At 54.3% G+C, this 3,141-nt stretch carries 2 rRNA genes; both read right to left on the bottom strand.

Annotated elements, in window-relative coordinates:
- Nucleotides 1–6 precede the first annotated feature (6 nt).
- Nucleotides 7–122 (bottom strand): 5S ribosomal RNA (gene rrf / locus CWM66_RS27840).
- A gap of 96 nt (nucleotides 123–218) precedes the next feature.
- Nucleotides 219–3,122 (bottom strand): 23S ribosomal RNA (locus CWM66_RS27845).
- Nucleotides 3,123–3,141 lie beyond the last annotated feature (19 nt).

Below are 3,141 nucleotides of genomic sequence, written 5' to 3' on the forward strand. Positions count from 1 at the left end.
TTTGATGCCTGGCAGTTCCCTACTCTCGCATGGGGAGACCCCACACTACCATCGGCGCTACGGCGTTTCACTTCTGAGTTCGGCATGGGGTCAGGTGGGACCACCGCGCTAGTGCCGCCAGGCAAATTCTGTTCACCGCCATGCCTCAGCGGCACACCGGTTTAATCTGTATCACGCTGAAAAAATTCTCTCTCACGCCAAAACATCTTCGGCGTTGTAAGGTTAAGCCTCACGGTTCATTAGTACCGGTTAGCTCAACGCATCGCTGCGCTTACACACCCGGCCTATCAACGTCGTCGTCTTCAACGTTCCTTCAGGACCCTTAAAGGGTCAGGGAGAACTCATCTCGGGGCAAGTTTCGTGCTTAGATGCTTTCAGCACTTATCTCTTCCGCATTTAGCTACCGGGCAGTGCCATTGGCATGACAACCCGAACACCAGTGATGCGTCCACTCCGGTCCTCTCGTACTAGGAGCAGCCCCCCTCAGTTCTCCAGCGCCCACGGCAGATAGGGACCGAACTGTCTCACGACGTTCTAAACCCAGCTCGCGTACCACTTTAAATGGCGAACAGCCATACCCTTGGGACCTACTTCAGCCCCAGGATGTGATGAGCCGACATCGAGGTGCCAAACACCGCCGTCGATATGAACTCTTGGGCGGTATCAGCCTGTTATCCCCGGAGTACCTTTTATCCGTTGAGCGATGGCCCTTCCATTCAGAACCACCGGATCACTATGACCTGCTTTCGCACCTGCTCGCGCCGTCACGCTCGCAGTCAAGCCAGCTTATGCCATTGCACTAACCTCCTGATGTCCGACCAGGATTAGCTGACCTTCGTGCTCCTCCGTTACGCTTTAGGAGGAGACCGCCCCAGTCAAACTACCCACCAGACACTGTCCGCAACCCGGTTTACGGGTCCACGTTAGAACATCAAACATTAAAGGGTGGTATTTCAAGGTTGGCTCCACGCAGACTGGCGTCCACGCTTCAAAGCCTCCCACCTATCCTACACATCAAGGCTCAATGTTCAGTGTCAAGCTATAGTAAAGGTTCACGGGGTCTTTCCGTCTTGCCGCGGGTACACTGCATCTTCACAGCGAGTTCAATTTCACTGAGTCTCGGGTGGAGACAGCCTGGCCATCATTACGCCATTCGTGCAGGTCGGAACTTACCCGACAAGGAATTTCGCTACCTTAGGACCGTTATAGTTACGGCCGCCGTTTACCGGGGCTTCGATCAAGAGCTTCTCCTTACGGATAACCCCATCAATTAACCTTCCGGCACCGGGCAGGCGTCACACCGTATACGTCCACTTTCGTGTTTGCACAGTGCTGTGTTTTTAATAAACAGTTGCAGCCAGCTGGTATCTTCGACTGATTTCAGCTCCACGAGCAGGTCGCTTCACCTACCATCAGCGTGCCTTCTCCCGAAGTTACGGCACCATTTTGCCTAGTTCCTTCACCCGAGTTCTCTCAAGCGCCTTGGTATTCTCTACCTGACCACCTGTGTCGGTTTGGGGTACGATTTCGTGTTACCTGGAGCTTAGAGGCTTTTCCTGGAAGCAGGGCATTTGTTGCTTCAGCACCGTGGTGCCTCGTCATCACGCCTCAGTGTTAAAGCGCTCCGGATTTGCCTGGAGCACACACCTTCACGCTTAAACCGGGACAACCGTCGCCCGGCCAACATAGCCTTCTCCGTCCCCCCTTCGCAGTAACACCAAGTACAGGAATATTAACCTGTTTCCCATCGACTACGCCTTTCGGCCTCGCCTTAGGGGTCGACTCACCCTGCCCCGATTAACGTTGGACAGGAACCCTTGGTCTTCCGGCGAGCGGGCTTTTCACCCGCTTTATCGTTACTTATGTCAGCATTCGCACTTCTGATACCTCCAGCAGCCCTCACAGGCCACCTTCAACGGCTTACAGAACGCTCCCCTACCCAACAACGCATAAGCGTCGCTGCCGCAGCTTCGGTGCATGGTTTAGCCCCGTTACATCTTCCGCGCAGGCCGACTCGACCAGTGAGCTATTACGCTTTCTTTAAATGATGGCTGCTTCTAAGCCAACATCCTGGCTGTCTGGGCCTTCCCACATCGTTTCCCACTTAACCATGACTTTGGGACCTTAGCTGGCGGTCTGGGTTGTTTCCCTCTTCACGACGGACGTTAGCACCCGCCGTGTGTCTCCCGTGATAACATTCTCCGGTATTCGTAGTTTGCATCGGGTTGGTAAGCCGGGATGGCCCCCTAGCCGAAACAGTGCTCTACCCCCGGAGATGAGTTCACGAGGCGCTACCTAAATAGCTTTCGGGGAGAACCAGCTATCTCCCGGTTTGATTGGCCTTTCACCCCCAGCCACAGGTCATCCGCTAATTTTTCAACATTAGTCGGTTCGGTCCTCCAGTTAGTGTTACCCAACCTTCAACCTGCCCATGGCTAGATCACCGGGTTTCGGGTCTATACCCTGCAACTTAACGCCCAGTTAAGACTCGGTTTCCCTTCGGCTCCCCTATGCGGTTAACCTTGCTACAGAATATAAGTCGCTGACCCATTATACAAAAGGTACGCAGTCACACCCGAAGGTGCTCCCACTGCTTGTACGTACACGGTTTCAGGTTCTTTTTCACTCCCCTCGCCGGGGTTCTTTTCGCCTTTCCCTCACGGTACTGGTTCACTATCGGTCAGTCAGGAGTATTTAGCCTTGGAGGATGGTCCCCCCATATTCAGACAGGATACCACGTGTCCCGCCCTACTCATCGAGCTCACAGCCTGTGCGTTTTCGTGTACGGGGCTGTCACCCTGTATCGCGCGACTTTCCAGACGCTTCCACTAACACACAAGCTGATTCAGGCTCTGGGCTCCTCCCCGTTCGCTCGCCGCTACTGGGGGAATCTCGGTTGATTTCTTTTCCTCGGGGTACTTAGATGTTTCAGTTCCCCCGGTTCGCTTCACAGCACTATGGATTCATGCTGTGATGATGCACCGTAGTGCACCGGGTTTCCCCATTCGGACATCGCCGGGTCAAGGGTTCATATCACCTCGCCGGCGCTTTTCGCAGATTAGCACGTCCTTCATCGCCTCTGACTGCCAGGGCATCCACCGTGTACGCTTAGTCGCTTAACCTCACAACCCGAAGATGTTT

It is taken from the genome of Kosakonia sp. H7A (assembly GCF_003028445.1).
GTDB lineage: Bacteria > Pseudomonadota > Gammaproteobacteria > Enterobacterales > Enterobacteriaceae > Kosakonia > Kosakonia radicincitans.